The following is a 19,985-nucleotide window of genomic DNA, read 5'->3' on the forward strand; positions in this document are numbered from 1 at the left end:
CTGTCATCGCGGGGGCTTCAGTCTCATCGGCTGACACAAGCCATGGGGTCAGATGCGCAGACCACCATCACATTCGATCACTCGCCCGGTGAAGTAGTCATTGTCGAAGATGAAGGCCACGCTGCTGGCGATATCTTCCGGACGCCCGAGATCGCGCAGCGGAATGCCACTCTTGATCTTGTCGAGCATCTCCGGCTTCATGCCGGCAGTCATCTCGGTGGCGATGAAGCCCGGTGCCACGGCACCGACGCGAATCCTGTAGCGTGCCAGCTCCTTGGCCCAGGTCACGCTCAGCGCCGCGACACCGGACTTGGCGGCGGTGTAGTTGCTCTGCCCCATGTTGCCGGCGCGCGAGATGCTGGAGATATTGATGATCACGCCCGGCTGGCCGGCTTCGATCATCTGACTGGCCGCTTCACGGGTGCACAGGAAGACACCGGTCAGATTGACATCGATGACCTGCTGCCAGCTGGACAGCGACATGGTCTTTTCCACCACGCCATCGCGTGCCTTGATCAGCAGGCCGTCACGGGTGATGCCGGCATTGTTGACCAGACCGCTCACCGGCCCCAATGCGCCCTTGATGGCCGAGAAGGCCGCGGTGACGGAGTCTTCTTCCGCGACATTGGTCACGAAGCCCTGCGCTTTGATGCCTGCAGCTTCCAGACTCGCGACGGCGTCATCCAGGCCGTCCTGTTCGATGTCCAGCAGCGCCAGCACCGCTCCCTTCTCGCCCAGATAGCGCGCCATGGCCAACCCCAGCCCTCGAGCGCCGCCCGTAATCGCGATGACCTTGTCGTCAAGTTTCATGTCCCGTCTCCCAGGTTGTCTGCCGGCAGTCAGTAACTGCTACCGGATGCGAGGCCCGCATGCCGTACGGGCGTCACTATCTATGTGTCGAGTGTCCCGCACCGCGCCCTTCAGTGTTCAGCGTCATCGTGACAGAGAATGCCTCTGGGTGACGCCCGCTGCCAGTTCGCGGTAAATTTTCATGATGCAGTGCAACAGATCGCGCCGTGTCCTGCCTCAACGCAGGCGAGATCCGCCAACGCTAGGCAATGACAGCGTCAACGCACACTATCAACAGCGTGAGCGTAATCAGGGGATACTGATGAGTGAGCCTGGGCCCGCCCCCTACGGCCGCCGTGGGCTCTGCCTGCCGGCGCTCCCGATCCAGCCCCTTCTATTGTGCACTGCAACATGCAACATCGTTCAGCATGGCACCGCTACCCCTGCAGCGCCAGCCATCCACGCCACCGACCATCAACCGCTCACCAGCGGATCATGGGCCGTTCAAAGGGCCCGATTCGACTGTTCCCCGTCCGGCGGCTGGTTTACCCTTGACGCATTGGCGCAACCTGCCATTTACCTGCTTCGGGAGAGACGATGCCCATACTGTTAGTGATTACCCTGTTCGGGTTATTGGATTTCGTGGTGTTGTTCAGCCTCGGCAGCCAGATCGGCCTGCTGCCGACCCTGGCGCTGGTGCTGATCACCGGCGCCGTCGGCCTCCATCTGATTCGCCGCGAAGGTCGCGCGACACTGATGCGCGCCCAGGAACGCCTGCAACGCGGCGAGATGCCTTCCGGCGAGCTGATGGAAGGCGCGGCGCTCATCTTCGGCGGCGCCCTGTTGATGGCGCCGGGCTTTCTGTCTGACGCCTTCGGCCTGCTGTGCCTGCTCCCCGCCTCGCGGGGACTGTTGACGCGCGGTCTGAGCGGCAATGGCGCGATCGCGCGCTTTTTCAAGGAGCGCTTCTCGGCTGCGGGGAGCTCGCGCAGCACCCGCACGGGTGACTGGGAAGCCGATGCCCGTGCTGACAGCGCCTCACGCAGCGGTGGCGATCAGCAGCACACAAGCAGCAACCACGCTGGACAGCAAGGCAGCAGCCAGCAGACCGGCGAGCCGCTGGAAGGTGATTACATCAGCCGTGACGAGCCGCGCCTGTAACCTGCGCTGCTGCGGCGTCACGGCGCAAGACATTGCCAGACGTGATCGAACGGCCCCAAGGCCCGGCACTGGAGAGACAGGCTCGAGTGCCGGGCCTTCTTGTTCGAGCCATCATCCGACCTGGCCTGGCGGGGCCTGGACTGGGTCTTAATCCGGCCTTGTACCAATGGACACCGTCTGGAGGCAGCCAGCTATATGCCAACGGCGAGTGGCTCAGATACACTCAAGCCGTTGATTCATCTAGTGGAACCTGTTCAAACAACATTGCGCCCGGGTTGCGTAGCTTTTACGCGACGCATTTGAGGCGGCGATTTGAATTTTTTTTGTGATCGCCTACTTGAAAGCTGTCCCCTCGCCACCATAAAAGCGGTGCAATGGATAACGGCCCCGCCCCCGGCGGCGGGGTCCACACTCGGTAGGCAACCCCATTGAACGCCAGACTCACCGACAGAGAACGGGAGCTGGCGGGATTTACCATCAGGAGAACGTGAGCAATGAACATCCGTCCCTTGCACGATCGCGTCGTGGTTCGTCGCGTGGAAGAAGAACAGAAAACTGCAGGTGGCATCGTTCTGCCCGGCAGCGCCCAGGAAAAGCCGACCCGTGGCGAGATTCTCGCTGCCGGTAACGGTCGCATCCTCGAGAACGGTGAAGTTCGCCCGCTGGACGTGAAAGTCGGCGATACCGTGATCTTCAAGGATGGCTACGGCGTCGAGAAGCAGAAAATCGACGGCGAAGAGGTGCTGATCATGAGCGAGAGCGACATCCTCGCCGTGGTGGAAGGCTGAGTTTCAGCTTTTTCGGGTTCCAACGCTTCGACTTACTGATTAAAGGTAGAGATAAACATGGCTGCAAAAGACGTTCGTTTCTCCGATGATGCACGCAAGCGCATGGCGCGTGGTGTCAATGTCCTGGCCGACGCGGTCAAGACTACCCTCGGCCCTAAAGGCCGTAACGTGGTACTGGAAAAATCCTTCGGCGCTCCGACCGTCACCAAGGACGGCGTTTCCGTCGCCAAGGAAATCGAACTGAAGGACCGCTTCGAGAACATGGGTGCCCAGATGGTCAAGGAAGTCGCTTCCAAGACGTCTGACGTGGCTGGCGACGGCACCACCACCGCCACCGTGCTGGCTCAGTCCATCGTCAACGAAGGCCTGAAAGGCGTGACCGCGGGCATGAACCCGATGGACCTGAAGCGCGGTATCGACAAGGCCGTCATCGAAGCCGTCAAGGCCGTGCGTGAGCTGTCCGTGCCGTGCACCGACACCAAGGCCATCGCTCAGGTCGGCACCATCTCCGCCAATGGCGACTCTCGCATCGGCGAGATCATCGCGGAAGCGATGGAGAAGGTCGGCAAGGAAGGCGTCATCACCGTCGATGAAGGTCGTGGCTTCGAAGACGAGCTGGAAGTGGTCGAAGGCATGCAGTTCGATCGCGGCTACCTGTCTCCGTACTTCGTCACCAACCAAGACACCATGGCGGTCGAACTCGAAGACCCGTACATCCTGCTGGTCGACAAGAAGATCTCCAACATCCGCGAACTGCTGCCGGTGCTGGAAGGCGTTGCCAAGTCCGGCAAGCCGCTGGCGATCATCGCCGAAGACATCGAAGGCGAAGCGCTGGCGACTCTGGTCGTCAACACCATGCGCGGTATCGTCAAGGTCGCTGCCGTCAAGGCACCGGGCTTCGGTGACCGTCGCAAGGCCATGCTGCAGGACATCGCCATCCTGACCGGTGGCACCGTGATTTCCGAAGAAGTCGGCCTCAACCTCGAACAGGCCAACCTGGACCACCTGGGCACCGCCAAGCGCGTGACCATGTCCAAGGAAAACACCACCATCATCGATGGCGCCGGCAACGAAGGCGATATCGAAGCACGCGTTGCCCAGATTCGCGCTCAGATCGAGGAAACCTCCTCTGATTACGACCGCGAGAAGCTGCAGGAACGTGTCGCCAAGCTGGCCGGCGGCGTTGCCGTCATCCGCGTCGGTGCTGCCACCGAAGTCGAGATGAAAGAGAAGAAGGCTCGCGTCGAAGACGCCCTGCACTCCACTCGTGCAGCCGTCGAGGAAGGCGTCGTGCCTGGCGGTGGTACTGCCCTGGTTCGCGTGCTGGGCCAGCTGGCCGACCTGAAAGGCGACAACGAAGATCAGACTCACGGTATCGCCATCGCACTGCGTGCCATGGAAGCGCCGCTGCGTCAGATCGTCACCAACGCCGGTGAAGAAGCCTCTGTCGTGCTCAACAACGTCAAGGCTGGCGAAGGCAACTATGGCTACAACGCCTCTACCGGCGTCTACGGCGACATGTTCGAGATGGGCGTGCTGGACCCGGCCAAGGTGACCCGTTCTGCACTGCAGTCCGCGGCCTCCATCGGCGGCCTGATGATCACCACCGAATGCATGATCGCTGAAGATCCGGAAGACAAGGAAGCTGCCGGCGGCGGCGACATGGGTGGTATGGGCGGCATGGGTGGCATGGGCGGCATGATGTAAGTCAGCCTCATCCACGACTCACCCGTCGTGACCCGAACCGCTCCTGCGCAAGCAGGGGCGGTTTTTTCATGCCTGTCATTCGGCGAGCGCTGCGAGCTCCACATGGTGTGCACCGCGAGCCCCATACAGTGAACGCCGTGACTCTCATATGGCAAGCGCCACGCCTCTCGGCACCTGACGCCTCCCGCTCACCACGCTACACTAGGCGCCACTTTTCGCCGCGACCCGAGACATTGCGCTTGGTGATGACAGTGAATCGAGGCTGACGTTGTATTGCGGCTGAAATGCCTACGGTCACGACCGATGACGCTACCACTCAGGCCGCGCGCCTCGCTTGCCCAGGACCTTCTCATGACTGACACCCCCGCCGCTTCTCCGACCACTAGTGACCTCGACAATGTGCGTGTCGTGCTGGTGCAGACCTTCCACCCCGGCAATATCGGCGCCACCGCTCGCGCCATCCTGACCATGGGCATCACGGACCTGGTGCTGGTCAATCCGCGCTGCTTCCCCGATGAGGAAGCGACGCGCATGGCCAGCGGCGCCGCGGAGCTGCTGGAAAATGCACACGTAGTCGAGCGCCTGGAAGACGCCGTCAATGACTGCCAGCTGGTCATCGGGGCCAGCGCTCGCCTGCGCAGCGTCCCACTACCCCACTTCGATGAGCCACGCGAGATGGCGGCCCACGCCATGGATATCGCGCGCGATGGCAAGGTGGCGCTGGTATTCGGCCGCGAACGCTTCGGGTTGACCAACGAGGAGATCGCTTGCTGCACGCATCAGGTGTCGATCCCCACCAACCCGGACTACGGCATCCTCAACGTCTCACAGGCCGTCCAGGTGCTGGCGCACGAGTGCCGCAGCGCATGGCGCCTGACACTCGACAAGCCTAAGAAGGCGCCTGTCGCGCGCCGTGAGGACGACCAGTTGCCGACCCGCGAACAGCTCGGCTACTTCCATGAGCATCTTGGTCGCGCCCTGCAGGGCTCCGGCTTCCTCAACCAGCCCCACTCCCAGACCGAAGAGCGGCTGCGCGCCCTGTTCGCGCGTGCCGAGCCGACCCGCCGCGAGCTCTCCATCCTGCGCGGCATGTTGTCCAATCTTGAGCGCCAGACGGCAGCGGCGAACGCTGGCACAGCCAGCGAGCAGAGCGATCACGAGGCGTCCTGAGTCGCGCACGGCCCTCCCGTCATGTACTGAGGCTCGGACTGTTGCGACTTGGCTCTTGCCACTTGGCTCTCGCCACTTCGCTACCGCCTGTCAGCGCATCGTCATCCCCCTGACATGGATCAAGGTGCACTCTAGACCTTCCGCTATGCTTGACGAGCAGGACAGCAGGTACCGAGTGACACACTGTCCCATGCAGCAACTGCAGCTCCGCCGTGATAGCTCGAGCGAGGGCTGCAGGTATCAGGCAAAGGCTCCCATCTGATCTCAAGATCCGACCCGGGACCTGGCATGCACGATGAGAATCGCTGAGCGGATCGCGAACTGGCTCAAGCGTAGACAGCAGCACCGCCACGTCGCGAGAAGTCTTCAAGACAAGAAGAGCCGACCCTGACCCCATCCACGACCATGGACTCACGGAGCGCCTTTACATGACTCAGACAGCCGCACGACAGCCTCTGACCCCGGACACGACACAGCTGGCCAGCGACCTCCACCAGCTGGAAGCTCGCCTGCTCAAGACCGATCCGAAGCAGGAACCGGAACTCTATCGCAGTCTGTACTGCACGATCTCGCTGCGTCAGATGCAACTGCTGGCCAAGGTCAGCCAGCCTGGCGCCTCGCAGACGCATTGAACAACGCCAGATCAGGTGGTTGGCAGGTGGCGACTGCTAATGGCCAGCAACGATCAGCAATGACCAGCAGTCACCCGTAACGACCAGACATGAAAAAACCGCCACCCCGAAGGGTGGCGGTTTTTTTCGTTCCCGCATATGACATGCGCCTCATGCAGGATACCGATTCGGAGACGCCGAGATGACAACCAGAGGCATGTCACCTCAGCGTGGATCCGGACACCCCACCTCACGAGGAGGCGGAGTGTCTCGGGATCACTCCTGACCCAGCTGCTGCTTGATCAGATCACCGATGGTAGTCGGGCCGTTGCTCTCGACTTCCTGGGTGCGCGGCTTGGCAGCCTGGCCACGCGGAGCTTCAACCTGGTCCTTGGACTTGACGGACAGGTTGATCAGGCGGCTCTTGCGATCCACACCGACGATCTTGGCTTCGACAGCATCGCCGACGCTCAGGACGTTGCGTGCGTCTTCGACACGGTCAGCGCTGATTTCAGAAGCCTTCAGGATAGCAATGACGTCAGTTGCCAGCTCTACCTGAACTTCCTTGGCATCGATGTCGACAACGCGACCGGACACGACAGCGCCCTTGTCGTTGACGGCCAGGTACTCGGAGACCGGATCGCTCTCGAGCTGCTTGATGCCCAGAGAGATGCGCTCACGTTCCGGATCGATGGACAGGATGACCGCTTCAGCTTCTTCGCCCTTCTTGTAACGACGCACGGCTTCTTCGCCAGCTTCGTTCCAGGAGATGTCGGAGAGGTGAACCAGGCCGTCGATGCCGCCTTCCAGACCGATGAAGATACCGAAGTCAGTGATTGACTTGATGGTACCGGAGACGCGGTCACCCTTGTTGTGCTTGCCGCTGAAGTCTTCCCACGGGTTGGTGGTGCACTGCTTGATACCCAGGGAGATACGACGACGCTCTTCGTCGATGTCCAGAATCATCACTTCCACGTCATCGCCGACATTGACGACCTTGGACGGGTGGATGTTCTTGTTGGTCCAGTCCATTTCGGACACGTGGACCAGACCTTCGACGCCCTCTTCCAGCTCGGCGAAGCAGCCGTAGTCAGTGAGGTTGGTGACGCGTGCGTTGATCTTGGCGCCTTCCGGGTAGCGAGCCTTGATGTTGACCCACGGATCTTCGCCCAGCTGCTTGAGACCCAGAGACACACGGTTGCGCTCGCGGTCGAACTTCAGCACCTTGACATTGATCTCGTCGCCGACAGCAACGATCTCGGACGGATGCTTGATGCGCTTCCATGCCATGTCGGTGATGTGCAGCAGGCCGTCAACGCCGCCGAGGTCGACGAAGGCGCCGTAGTCGGTCAGGTTCTTGACGATACCCTGAATCTGCTGACCTTCCTGCAGAGTGGCCAGGAGGGCTTCACGCTCAGCGCTGTTCTCGGCTTCGAGGACGGCACGACGAGACACGACAACGTTGTTGCGCTTGGCGTCGAGCTTGATGACCTTGAAGTCCAGCTCCTTGTTCTCGAGGTGGGCGGTGTCGCGCACAGGGCGGACATCGACCAGAGAACCCGGCAGGAAGGCACGGATGGTGTTGATGTCGACGGTAAAGCCACCTTTGACCTTGCCGTTGATCACGCCCTTGACGATCTCGTCCTTCTCGAAGGCAGCTTCCAGCTCTTTCCACGCTTCGGCACGCTTGGCCTTCTCGCGGGACAGGCGGGTCTCACCGAAGCCATCTTCCACGGCTTCCAGTGCAACCATGACTTCGTCGCCGACGCTGATGGACAGCTGGCCACTTTCGTCACGGAACTGTTCAGACGGAATCTGACCTTCAGACTTCAGACCGGCATTGACAGTGATCCAGTCGCCATCGATATCCACGATGGTAGCGGACACGATTGCGCCCGGCTCCATGTTGATGTCCTGGAGTGACTGTTCAAATAAATCAGCAAAGCTCTCGCTCATGGTATTCCTACATGATCAACGTTTGGGGCGGCTTGCACCGCAGTCTCCGTACCACCAGCAAGCACGGGCCATATCTACATATCCCCGGGGGCGTTGACGCTGGTTCGAGATACACCGGCTTTCCGCTTGCCGCCGATGCACCCCATGACACCTGGCCGGGGGGTTGATGACACCTCGGTGTCATCTGGGTTCTGCATCATCACTCGCGAAGCGAGCGAAACCCGCTGCTGCCCGACCCGGAGGCCGCATTGCAACAGCAGGCATTCAATCCGTTGTTCTGACGACTTACAGGCTGAGACTCGAGTCTCAGCGCGCTGCTACCAGGCCGTATTCGACCAGCAGCTGCTGGATGCGTTCGATCACCTGGTCGATGTCGAGATCTGTCGTATCGAGGATCACGCCGTCGTCTGCAGGCTTGAGCGGGGCGACTGCCCGGCCCATGTCACGCGCATCGCGCGCCTGTATTTCTGTCAAAAGGCTCGAAATATTAGCATCGACACCCGCTTCCTGCAACTGGGCATGACGACGACGCGCACGTTCCTCGGCGCTCGCCGTCAGGAAGATCTTGAGCGGCGCAGCGGTGAAGACCACCGTGCCCATGTCGCGACCATCGGCCACCAGGCCCGGCGCACGCGCAAAGGCACGCTGGCGCGCCAGCAGTGCAGTCCGCACGCGCGGCTGGGCCGCGATGATGGAAGCATTGTTGCCGACCGACTCGAGACGGATGTCACGGGTGACATCCTCGCCTTCCAGAATCACGCTGGTGGCGTCGCCTTCGGCATCGAACTGCACATCGAGGTACTCGGCGATGGTCGCCACGGCGTCCTCGTCTTCCAGCGCTACGCCATGACGCTCGGCAGCCAGTGCCGTCAGGCGATACAGCGCACCGGAATCCAGCAGATGCCAGCCAAGGCTCGCCGCGACCAGACGACTGATGGTGCCCTTGCCTGCCCCGCCAGGGCCATCAAGGGTCAACACCGGCGCGTCGCAGATCTGGCTGTGATGAGGTGTCGCTTCCCCGCTCATGAAGCCTCCTGGCCGGGTGCCACGGCACCGAGATTCTCGACCTGCATGCCGACTTCAGCGGCCAGCGCCACGAAGTTCGGGAAGGAGGTCGCGACATTGGCGCAGTCGTCGATCAGGATCTCGCCCTGGGCGCGCAGCGCCGCGACACTGAAGGCCATCGCGATGCGGTGATCGCCGTGACTGTCGACCAGGCCGCCGCCGTAGGCGCCGCCACGGATGTCGATGCCGTCCGCGACCACTTCGTGCTCGACGCCGATCTGCGCCAGACCATCCGCCATCACCTGGATGCGGTCGGATTCCTTGACGCGCAGTTCCTCGGCACCACGCAGACGGGTCATGCCCTCGGCGTTGGCGGCGGCGATGAACAGTGCCGGGAATTCGTCGATGGCCAGCGGCACCTGGTCTTCCGGAATGTCGATGCCCTTGAGCGGCGCATAACGGATGTGCAGGTCTGCCACCGGCTCGCCGCCGACTTCGCGCTCATTGGTGACGCTCAGGTCGGCACCCATCGCCTTGAGGATGTTGATCACGCCGATGCGCGTCGGGTTGATGCCGACGTGCTCCAGCACCAGATCTGAGCCCGGCGTGATGGCTGCGGCGACCAGGAAGAAGGTCGCGGAGGAGATGTCGGCCGGCACGTCGATCGGGCAGGCTTCGAGGCTGCCGCCACCGGTCAGCCACGCCTCGGCGCCCTCGCGCTCGACCTTGTAGCCGAAGCCATTGAGCATGCGCTCGGTGTGGTCACGCGTCGGCGCCGGCTCGATGGCACGTGTCTCGCCTTCGGCGTAGAGACCGGCCAGCAGCAGGCACGACTTGACCTGAGCGGACGCCATCGGCATCTCGTAACGGATGCCCTTGAGCGGCTGACCACCGTGGATACGCAGCGGCGGACGACCGTTGTCGGCGGTATCGATCACCGCGCCCATCTCGCGCAGCGGATTGGCGACGCGGTCCATCGGACGCTTGGTCAGCGAGGCATCACCGGTCAGCTCGGTATCGAAGGCCTGACCGGCCAGCAGACCGGCGAACAGGCGCATCGCGGTGCCGGAGTTGCCGACATACAGCGGGCCCGGCGGCTGCTTCAGGCCGTTGAGACCCACACCGTGGATGGTGACACGCCCCTGATGCGGGCCTTCGATGACGACGCCCATGTCGCGGAAGGCCTGCAGCGTGGCCAGGCTGTCTTCCCCTTCGAGGAAACCTTCGACTTCGGTCACGCCAGTCGCCAAGGCGCCCAGCATGATGGAGCGATGCGACATGGACTTGTCGCCCGGCACACGAATGCGCCCCTGAACCTGCCCACCCGGCAGTGCACGGTACCGCACGTTCTGCTGTTCCATGGTCTGATAACTCGTCTGTTTCAATAGGGTATTGAAGTAGTGTCGGGCGTGGCTTGCGCGGGTGAAGATCCCCAGCATCGCCTCACCATCGCCCGCGGTCACGGCAGCGCGCACCCGCGCCACCCCGGCCTCGAATTCGTCCAACGCCTCCAGCACCGCATCGCGGTTGGCCAGATAGACGTCGCGCCACATCACCGGATCACTGCCGGCGATGCGCGTGAAATCACGGAAACCGCCCGCCGCGTAGCGGAAGATCTCCAACCGCTCATCCTGGCGCGCCAGGCTGTCGACCAGCGAGAACGCCAGCAGGTGCGGCAGATGGCTGGTGCGCGCCAGCACTTCATCGTGGCGCGCCACGCTCATGCTCAGAAGCTGGGCACCACATACCGACCACATGGCCGCCACGCGTGCCACGGCCTCGGCATCGCTGTCCGGCTCCGGCGTCAGAATCACCTTGTGATCGCGATAGAGCTCGGGATTGGACGCCGCGACACCGCTCTTCTCGGACCCGGCGATCGGGTGACCGAGCACCAGATTCGGCGGCATGCGACCGAAGACGCCGAGCGCCGCATCGCGGATCGCGCCCTTGGTGCTGCCGACATCGGTGATGACGGCGTCATCATCCAGCAACGGCGCCAGTTCGGCCATCACGCCCTGCATCGCCATCACCGGCACGCACAGCACGATCAGCGAGGCACCCGGTACCAGCGCCGCCAGTTGCGTGCTACCACCGTCGATCAGCCCCATGCGCTGACCGAGGCAGATCTCGTTGGAGTCACGATCACAGGCGAGAATCTCGCCGTGATGGCCCGCCGCGCGCAATGCCGCCGCCAGCGAGCCACCGATCAAGCCCAGCCCGACCAGCAGGATACGCCGCTCGCCGGCCAGGCGCTCCGCTGACGGCAGCGAGGACAGCAGGTCTGACGACGCAGCATGGTGAGTGTGGTCAACCTCGCTCACAGCACACCGACCGGGTAGGACCCGAGCACCTTGACGTCCGCCGCGCACTGACGCAGCTCTTCCAGCGTCGTCGTGATGAGCGGGTCATCACGGTGGCCACGGAAGTCGATGAAGAAGACATAGTTCCAGGCACCGGAACGTGATGGACGCGTCTCGACGCGGGTCAGATCGATCTGGTGGCGGTGGAACGGCGCCAGCAGGTCGTGCAGTGCCCCCGGCTGGTTGCGCATCGCCACCACGATGGAGGTCTTGTCATCGCCGGACGCCGGTACCGAGCTGTCACCGATGATCAGGAAGCGCGTGGAGTTGTCAGGGCTGTCCTCGATCTTCTCCTCGACCTTCTCCAATTCATAGAGCTTGGCCGCCATGTCACCGGCAATCGCCGCACTGTGCCATTCGGTGCGCACCTGACGCGCGGCCTCGGCATTCGAGGACACCGCGATGCGCTCGGCGTGCGGGAAGTGGGCATCCAGCCACTTGCGGCACTGGGCCAGCGACTGGGCGTGGGAATAGATGCGCGAGATCTTCTCGCGACGCGTATTCGGGCCCACCAGCAGGTGATGATGAATGCGCAGCACCACTTCGCCGGAGATCTTGAGCTGCGAGCCCATGAACGAATCCAGCGTGTGATTGATGACGCCCTCGGTGGAGTTCTCCACCGGCACCACACCGTACTGCACCGCGCCCGCTTCCACTTCGCGGAACACCTCGTCGATGGCGGCCATCGGCTTGGTCACGGCACTGTCACCGAAGTGCTTGAGCGCGGCCTGCTGGGTGAAGGTGCCTTCCGGGCCGAGATAGGCCAGGCGGATCGGCTGCTCCAGCGCCAGACAGGCGGACATGATCTCGCGGAACAGACGTGCCATCTCCTCGCCTTTCAGCGGGCCGGGGTTGTTGGCCATGATGCGACGCAACACCTGGGCTTCGCGCTCCGGACGATAGAACTGCACCTGACCATCCTCGCCCACGTCACCGGCGGCCATCTTGACCTCGGCGACCTGCTGCGCGCAGCCCGCGCGCTCGCTGATCAGGTTCAGCAGTTCATTGTCGATGGCGTCGATGCGCTGACGCAGGTCATCCAACGTCACCGCCTTGCCCGCCGCCTGCGACACGGGATTCTGCTTGGAATCCGACATTTCATCTCCTCCCTTAGCCGTGACGGCGCGCGAAGTCGCCCATGAAGTCCACCAGCGCAGTGACGGCAGCTTCCGGCACGGCGTTGTAGAGGCTGGCACGCATGCCACCGACGCTGCGGTGACCGGCCAGATTCAAGAGACCCGCCGCTTCGGACTCGGCGAGGAAGGTCTTGTCGAGACGCTCATCGGCCAGCACGAACGGCACGTTCATGCGTGAGCGGTTCTCGGTCACGATCGGGTTGGAATAGAAGTCGCTGCCATCGATGGCAGCGTAAAGCGCCTGCGCCTTGCGATCATTGATCGCGTTCATGGCGGCGAGGCCGCCGACCTCATCCTTGAGCCACTCGAACACCAGCCCGGAGAGATACCAGGCGTAGGTCGGCGGCGTGTTGAACATAGAATTGGCCTCGGCGGCCGTCTTCCAGTTCAGCATGGTCGGGCAGTCCTTGCGGGCGCGATCGAGCAGGTCTTCGCGCACGATGACCAGCGTCAGCCCCGCCGGACCGATGTTCTTCTGGGCGCCGGCATAGATGACGCCGAAACGGCTGACATCCAGCGGGCCAGACAGGATGGAAGACGACATGTCACACACCAGCGGCACGCCATCCGCTGCTACCTCGGGGATATAGTCGAACTCGAGGCCGCCGATGGTCTCGTTGGCGGTGTAGTGCAGATAGCCCACATCGCCCGAGAGCTGGATCGCGCTCTGGCGCGGCACGGCGATCAGGCCATTGCTCTCGCTGGAGGCTGCCACGTGGCTGCCCACCGCCAGATGCTCGGCTTCCTTGATCGCCTTCTTGCCCCAGATACCGGTATACAGATAGTTGGCACTGCCACCCGCGCCCAGCAGGTTCAGCGGCACACCCGCAAACTGGGTCGAGGCGCCACCCTGCATGAACAACACGCGATAGCTGGACGGAATCTCGAGCAGTTCGCGCAGGTCCGCCTCGGCCTTCTCGGCGATGGCCACGAATTCGTCGGAGCGATGACTCATCTCCATGACGGACAGTCCGCGGCCCTGATAATCCAGCATCTCGGCGCGGGCGCGCTCCAGGACAGCGGTCGGCAGTGCAGCAGGACCGGCGCAGAAGTTGAACTTGCGTGTCATGTCGTCTTATTTCCCGAAAGTGAAGCGACCGCCCCGAAGGCGGTCGCAATCCAGCGTCTTATTCCGCGCCTGTCGGCGGGGTATCCGTCGACTCGGCGTCATCTCCCGCCTGCACCTGTTCGTCGGTGCTCAGCGCCTCTTCGTCCAGCTCATCCTGCACCACGACGACCTCTTCCGGCTCGTCGACACGCACCGTCGTCACCAGACGCTCCTCTTCCGCCGTGCGGATCAAGGTCACGCCCTGGGTGTTGCGCGAGGTGGTGGACACCTCGGCGACGCGGGTACGCACCAGAGTGCCGCGGTCGGTGATCAGCATCAGTTCGTCGTTGTCGCTGACCTGCACCGCGCTGACCAGATCACCGTTGCGCTCACTGGTCTGCATCGCGATCACGCCCTGGCCACCGCGGCCACGCAGCGGGAACTCTTCCAGACGCGTGCGCTTGCCGAAGCCATTGGCGGACGCGGTCAGGATGTAGCACTGCGGCACTTCACCGCTGGCGACGCTGTCTTCCGTCGCACCCTCGGTGGCCGCCACATCAGCGCTCTCGATGCCTTGCGCCGTCGCGTCCGCGGCCTCATCGACCTCGATCTCGTTGTCATCGATCGCGGTGGTGCGCGGAATGATCAGGCTGATGACCTGTGCATCGTCGAGCAGACGCATGCCGCGCACACCACGGGCGGTACGGCCCATCACGCGCACGTTCTGCTCTTCGAAGCGGATCGCCTTGCCGTTGGAGGACACCAGCATGACGTGGTCGGAACCGGACGTGATGTCGGCGCCGATCAGACGGTCACCTTCCTCGATGTCCAGTGCGATCAGGCCGACACTGCGCGGACGCGAGAACTGGCTCAGCGCGGTGCGCTTGACCGTGCCGTTGGCGGTGGCGAAGAAGATGTAGCTGTCGGCAGCGTAATCGCGCACCGGCAGGATGGTGGTGACCCACTCGCCGTCGTCCAGCGGAATCAGGTTGACCAGCGGCTTGCCGCGCGAGCCACGTGACGCCTGCGGCATCTCGTAGACCTTGAGCCAGTACACCTTGCCCTTGTTGGAGAACAACAGCACGGTGTCGTGGGTCGAGGCGACCAGCAGGTGCTCGATGACATCCTCATCCTTCATCGAGGTGGCGGACTTGCCGCGGCCACCGCGCTTCTGGGCCTGGTAGTCAGACAGCGGCTGGGTCTTGGCATAACCACTGCGCGAGACCGTCACCACCATGTCTTCCTCGTTGATGAGGTCTTCGATGGTCAGGTCACGACGGCTGGTCATGATCTCGGTGCGGCGCTCATCGGCGTACTGGGCGCGCACTTCGCGCAGCTCTTCGCGGATGACTTCCATCAGACGGTCGGCAGAGGACAGGATCTCCATCAGCTCGGCGATACGCTCGAGGATGGAGGAGTACTCGGCCAGCAGTTTCTCGGTCTCGAGACCGGTCAGGCGATGCAGACGCAGCTCGAGGATGGCCTGAGCCTGGGCCGGCGACAGACGGTAGTGCTTGGCGTCTTCAGATAGCCCCAGACCTTCCGGCAGGTCTTCCGGACGGCAGGACGTGGCACCGGCGCGCTCGAGCATCTCGACCACTTGACCCGGCTGCCATTCACGACCGATCAGCTTTTCCTTGGCTTCCGCCGCGCTCGGCGAGCCCTTGATCAGCTCGATCACCTCATCGATATTCGAGATCGCCACCGCCAGACCTTCAAGAATGTGGCCACGTTCACGCGCCTTCTTGAGCTCGAACAGGGTACGACGGGTGACGACTTCACGACGGTGACGCACGAAGGATTCCAGAATCTGCTTGAGGTTCAGGATCTTCGGCTGACCTTCGTGCAGCGCGACCATGTTGATGCCGAACACGGTCTCGAGCTGGGTCTGGGAGAAGAGGTTGTTGACGACCACTTCACCGGACTCGCCACGCTTGGTCTCGATGACCACGCGCAGACCGTCCTTGTCGGACTCGTCACGCAGCTCGGCGATGCCCTCGATCTTCTTGTCCTTGACCAGCTCGGCGATCTTCTCGATCAGACGCGCCTTGTTCACCTGGTAGGGAAGCTCGGTGATGATGATGTGATCACGGCCGTTCTTGTCGTTGTGCTCGATGGTATGCACGGCACGCACGTAGATACGACCACGACCGGTGCGGTAGGCATCGAGGATGCCGGCACGGCCGTTGATGATACCGGCAGTCGGGAAGTCCGGCCCCGGAATGAATTCCATCAGCTCATCGACGGTCAGGTCACCGTTGTCGATCAGCGCCAGACAGCCGTCGATGACCTCGCCCATGTTGTGGGGCGGGATATTGGTGGCCATGCCCACGGCGATACCGGAGGAGCCATTGACCAGCAGGTTCGGGGTCTTGGTCGGCAGCACGCCAGGGATGCGCTCGGTGCCGTCATAGTTGTCGACCCAATCGACGGTGTCCTTCTCGAGGTCGGCCAGCAGCTCGTGCGCCAGGCGCGCCATGCGCACCTCGGTGTAACGCATCGCCGCGGCGCTGTCGCCATCGATGGAACCGAAGTTGCCCTGACCATCCACCAGCACATAACGCATGGAGAAGTGCTGGGCCATGCGGACGATGGTGTCGTAGACCGCACTGTCACCGTGCGGGTGATATTTACCGATCACATCGCCGACGACACGGGCAGATTTCTTGTAGGCCTTGTTCCAGTCATTGTTCAGCTCGTGCATCGCGAACAGTACGCGACGGTGAACCGGTTTGAGGCCATCGCGAACATCCGGCAAGGCACGCCCGATGATGACGCTCATCGCGTAATCGAGATACGACTGCTTGAGCTCGTCCTCGATGTTGACTGGCAGTATCTCTCTGGCGATCTCACCCATGATTCGTCAAATCCTTGAACTCAACTGTTGGCGCCACTGCAGCAACGACGCATGCTCCGTCGCTACTGCAGCGCGGCAGTGACGTGAAGCGGACACGGGGTGCCAGCTCCGCGGCACCGAAGTGGCGGCATTATATCACTTGCGAGCGCGCCTAGCAGCTCACACGACGCCGCAAGGACACCTCAGTACGGTAGTACGGCCGTCAATGTGCACGGCCTGCTGGCTCATGCCTCGCCGCTGAGGGCGATCAGGCCGTTTCTTCACTGACCAACGCGCCCAGCAGCGCGCCGATCTCGCCATCCAGCGGCATGGCGCGACCGGTATCGGTATTCATCAGCACGAAGGTGAAATCCGCTCTGGAGACCAGCGCTCCGGAACGCGGATGAACCTCGCCCATGCGCCGCTCACCCAGATGGATCTCCTGGCGCATGATCATCTTGCGGCGCCCGAGCTCTGACAGCCGCGTGGTGATGATCAGCTCATCGTGCACGGTGGCGGGATAGTGCCAGTCCAGGTTGAGGTTGACCGCCACCATCGCGATGCCTTCTCGCTTGAGCGCGGCCAGATCGAGGTGCGCGAGCATGAACTCCCAGCGGCCTTCCTCATAGAACTCCAGATAGCGGGCATTGTTGACGTGCCCATAGCCATCCAGATGATAGCCTCGCACTGTCAGGGCCGTGCGACTGACGACGCCTGCGTGATTGCCGACGTCTGTGTGAGTGCCATTCGCTGCCTGCGGTGGATTGCTTTCGTGTTGCATCCCTGCCTCCCGTCCATGAAACGATCGCGCCGTATGGCCGTCGTCAGCTGATCTTATGCCGGTGACGGACAGAAAAACAAACGCTTGGCTGAAAATCGCGACTGCCGCCACTCGAGTGTCGGACAGAGACCGGAGAGAAATGGAACAGAGGAAATGGAACAGAGGAAAATGCCTGCCAGAGCCTTCTCCTCGTCTCCAGGCACCGGCACCATACTGCCGACCACTCCAGTCTCCCTATTCCTCTTCCCCGAACCACCGGATCACCACCGCGAGACCCACGGCGGATGACCCGCCGCATGAGTTTCGCCATAATATGCGCCATTCAGACGGGCAGCCCCCGTTCACCGGACTCAAGGACTGGTCGCATGTGGTTCAAGAACCTGCAATTGTATCGCCTGCACGATAGCGCACCGCTGGAAGAGGGTCGTCTCGCCGAGGCCCTGCCGGAGCATGTCTTCCGCCCGGTCAGCGGCGTCGAAGCCAAGCGTATCGGCTGGGTCGCACCGGGCGGTCGCAACAGCGATCTGCTGGTGCACGAGATTCAGGGCCATTTCCTGATCAGCGCCCTGCGCCAGGAGCGCGTACTGCCCTCCGCCGTGGTCAAGGAAGAGCTCGAGGAGCGCGTGGCCGAGCGCGAGACCGCCGAAGGCCGTCCGCTGCGTCGCCGCGAGAAGCTGACCCTCAAGGAGCAGATCTACGAGGAGCTGCTGCCGCGCGCCTTCACGCGCTCCTCGCGCACCGACCTGTGGTGGGACAGCCGTCGCGGCCTGATCGCCGTCAACGCCTCGAATGCCAAGCGCGCCGAGGAAGTGCTGGACCTGCTGCGCCAGACGCTCGGCACGCTCAAGGTCACCCCGCTGGCCGTCGCCCAGCCGCCCTCCCAGGTGATGACCACCTGGCTCAAGGATGTCAGCTCGCGCCCGGAAGACCTGATCGTCGGTGATCAGGTCGAACTCAAGGCGCCGGGCGGCGAAGATGGCGTACTGCGTGCGCGCCAGTTCGATCTCGACGGCGAGGAAATCCAGACGGCGCTGAATCTGGGCCGTGTGGTCAGCAAGCTGGCGCTGGAAGTCGATGGCCGCGTCGCGCTGGTGCTCGGTGAGGACATGGCGCTCAAGAGCCTCAAGTTCGCCGATGCCGTGGTCGATGAAGCCAACGCCCAGGATGATGGCGAAGACCCCATCCTGCGGCTGGAGACCGACTTCGCGTTGATGGCCCAGGTGCTGTCCGGCGTGATCGAGCAGATGACCGCCTGGCTGGGTGGTGAAGCCCAGCCCGCCAGCTGAGCCTTGGGGCCGCTGCCGACTTTCTCTTTTCTCAGAATGACAAACCCGGATGACGTGCGTCGATGACTGACACTGCAACACCCAAGCCTGCCACGACCAGCGAACAGGACCCGTTCGCCGATATTCGCCCCTACCACGACGACGAGGTAGCGGAGGTGCTGGTACGCCTGGAGCAGGACCGCGAGCTGCTCGACACCCTGACGCGTTTCCGCCTGCCGGGCCTGACCCAGCGCTTCCCGTGGCTGGCGCGTCAGATCGCGCGCCTGGCCATCAAGCGCGAGATGCGTGGCGTCACCGATGTGGCCAGCTTCCAGAGCCGCATCGCCAGCTACATGGCGCGCATGATCCACACCACCACCACCAGCTTCGAGACGGTGGGACTGGAACGCCTGTCGGACGACACGCCGTATCTGTTCCTGTCCAACCATCGCGATATCTCGCTGGACCCGGCCTTCGTCAACTACGCCCTCTATCGCCACGGGCGCGACACGGTGCGCATCGCCATCGGCGACAACCTGTTGCAGAAGCCCTTCGTCACCGACCTGATGCGCCTCAACAAGAGCTTCATCGTGCCGCGCTCCGCCAAAGGCAAACGGGCGATGCTGGCTGCCTATCAGTCACTGTCGGGCTATATCCGCCACTCGCTGATCCATGACCAGCACTCGATCTGGCTGGCCCAGCGTGAAGGGCGCGCCAAGGATGGCCGTGACGGCACCGAGAGCGCCATCATCAAGATGCTGACCATGGCGGCGCGCACCGCCGACAAGACGCGTCCGTTCAGCGAGGCGATCAGCGAGCTCAACATCGTGCCGGTGTCGATCAGTTATGAGTTCGACCCCTGTGATCTGCAGAAGGCGCGTGAGCTGGCGGCCGTCGCCAATGAAGGGCGTTACGAGAAGGTGCAATACGAGGACATCCAGTCCATCGCGGCGGGTATCAGCGGCCACAAGGGGCGCGTCAAGCTGGTATTCGGCGAGCCGCTCAAGGGCGACTTCGCGACACCCGAGGACGTGGTGGCCGAGGTCGATCGCCAGGTGCTCCAGCACTACACCCTCTACCCGAGCCATCAGCTGGCACTCGAGAAGCTGGCCGCCAGCCGTCCGCAGCTGCGTGAGGAGCCGCGCCTGGCCTCGGCGCTGGATGTCTCGGCGATCAGCGGTGCCGACCGCGCCACCTTCGAGAACCGCCTCGCAGAGGTACCCGCAGAGCTCAAGGACTGGTGGCTGATGCAATACGCCAACCCGATCCTCAATCGCGAAGGGCTCTCCATCGATCTCGATGAGAAGCTCGATGCCGCCGAGGCGACGGACGGCGAGAAGGTCGCGCAGTAAGACGGCGCAAGCCATATCGC

The 19,985-nt window shown here is 62.9% G+C and carries 15 protein-coding genes; 7 read left to right on the forward strand and 8 right to left on the reverse strand.

The annotated features are described in order from the left end of the window. Nucleotides 1–48 precede the first annotated feature (48 nt). On the reverse strand, nt 49–810 hold the full coding sequence (locus AC5WNJ_RS12540) for an SDR family oxidoreductase (RefSeq protein WP_495929831.1): 762 nt from the start codon (nt 808–810) through the stop codon (nt 49–51). 576 nt (nt 811–1,386) lie between these two features. On the opposite strand from AC5WNJ_RS12540, the gene AC5WNJ_RS12545 reads away from it, so the two are divergent. From AC5WNJ_RS12545 to AC5WNJ_RS12565, 5 genes are all read left to right on the forward strand, one after another. After that, nucleotides 1,387–1,950, forward strand: a complete 564-nt coding sequence (locus AC5WNJ_RS12545; protein ID WP_495929832.1) for an FxsA family protein — start codon at nt 1,387–1,389, stop codon at nt 1,948–1,950. A 494-nt stretch (nt 1,951–2,444) separates the two neighbouring features. Next, nucleotides 2,445–2,738, forward strand: coding sequence for a co-chaperone GroES (locus AC5WNJ_RS12550; protein ID WP_043331438.1), 294 nt, complete (start codon nt 2,445–2,447; stop codon nt 2,736–2,738). 57 nt (nt 2,739–2,795) lie between these two features. Continuing rightward, entirely contained in the window at nt 2,796–4,445 is a 1,650-nt protein-coding gene (gene groL, locus AC5WNJ_RS12555) for a chaperonin GroEL (protein ID WP_253061315.1), read from the forward strand. 351 nt (nt 4,446–4,796) lie between these two features. Beyond that, nucleotides 4,797–5,615, forward strand: a complete 819-nt coding sequence (locus tag AC5WNJ_RS12560) for an RNA methyltransferase (protein WP_495929833.1) — start codon at nt 4,797–4,799, stop codon at nt 5,613–5,615. A 428-nt stretch (nt 5,616–6,043) separates the two neighbouring features. Beyond that, nucleotides 6,044–6,247: a hypothetical protein gene (locus AC5WNJ_RS12565; RefSeq protein ID WP_253061319.1), complete on the forward strand. Its 204-nt coding sequence runs from the start codon at nt 6,044–6,046 to the stop codon at nt 6,245–6,247. A 255-nt stretch (nt 6,248–6,502) separates the two neighbouring features. Here the strand turns inward: AC5WNJ_RS12565 and rpsA are convergent, their stop codons facing one another. The 7 genes from rpsA to AC5WNJ_RS12600 all read right to left on the reverse strand — a co-directional run bounded on the left by rpsA (nt 6,503) and on the right by AC5WNJ_RS12600 (nt 17,348). After that, on the reverse strand, nt 6,503–8,182 hold the full coding sequence (gene rpsA, locus AC5WNJ_RS12570) for a 30S ribosomal protein S1 (protein WP_176677691.1): 1,680 nt from the start codon (nt 8,180–8,182) through the stop codon (nt 6,503–6,505). Nucleotides 8,183–8,488: 306 nt separating this feature from the next. Further along, entirely contained in the window at nt 8,489–9,208 is a 720-nt protein-coding gene (cmk, locus tag AC5WNJ_RS12575) for a (d)CMP kinase (RefSeq protein ID WP_176677692.1), read from the reverse strand. Continuing rightward, nucleotides 9,205–11,436, reverse strand: coding sequence for a bifunctional prephenate dehydrogenase/3-phosphoshikimate 1-carboxyvinyltransferase (locus tag AC5WNJ_RS12580; protein WP_495931053.1), 2,232 nt, complete (start codon nt 11,434–11,436; stop codon nt 9,205–9,207). Before AC5WNJ_RS12580 ends, cmk begins: the two co-directional genes overlap by 4 nt. Nucleotides 11,437–11,504: 68 nt before the next feature. After that, on the reverse strand, nt 11,505–12,644 hold the full coding sequence (gene pheA, locus AC5WNJ_RS12585; RefSeq protein WP_495929834.1) for a prephenate dehydratase: 1,140 nt from the start codon (nt 12,642–12,644) through the stop codon (nt 11,505–11,507). Between the two features lie 13 nt (nt 12,645–12,657). Further along, nucleotides 12,658–13,752: a 3-phosphoserine/phosphohydroxythreonine transaminase gene (gene serC / locus AC5WNJ_RS12590; protein WP_495929835.1), complete on the reverse strand. Its 1,095-nt coding sequence runs from the start codon at nt 13,750–13,752 to the stop codon at nt 12,658–12,660. 58 nt (nt 13,753–13,810) lie between these two features. Continuing rightward, complete coding sequence (gene gyrA, locus AC5WNJ_RS12595) at nt 13,811–16,588, reverse strand: DNA gyrase subunit A (RefSeq protein ID WP_495929836.1); 2,778 nt, start codon at nt 16,586–16,588, stop codon at nt 13,811–13,813. Between the two features lie 247 nt (nt 16,589–16,835). Next, nucleotides 16,836–17,348: an acyl-CoA thioesterase gene (locus tag AC5WNJ_RS12600; protein ID WP_495929837.1), complete on the reverse strand. Its 513-nt coding sequence runs from the start codon at nt 17,346–17,348 to the stop codon at nt 16,836–16,838. Nucleotides 17,349–17,713: 365 nt separating this feature from the next. Here AC5WNJ_RS12600 and AC5WNJ_RS12605 point away from each other — a divergent pair, with 365 nt between their 5' ends. Both AC5WNJ_RS12605 and AC5WNJ_RS12610 read left to right on the forward strand, forming a co-directional pair. Next, nucleotides 17,714–18,634 carry a recombination-associated protein RdgC gene (locus AC5WNJ_RS12605; RefSeq protein WP_253061329.1) on the forward strand — a complete coding sequence of 307 codons (921 nt, stop codon included), beginning with the start codon at nt 17,714–17,716 and terminating at the stop codon, nt 18,632–18,634. 62 nt (nt 18,635–18,696) lie between these two features. Next, the gene (locus AC5WNJ_RS12610; protein ID WP_495929838.1) at nt 18,697–19,965 is read left to right on the forward strand and encodes a 1-acyl-sn-glycerol-3-phosphate acyltransferase; all 1,269 of its coding nucleotides are present in this window, start codon (nt 18,697–18,699) and stop codon (nt 19,963–19,965) included. The last annotated feature ends 20 nt before the right edge of the window (nt 19,966–19,985 follow it).

Source organism: Cobetia sp. PDI-23MA (assembly GCF_059507735.1).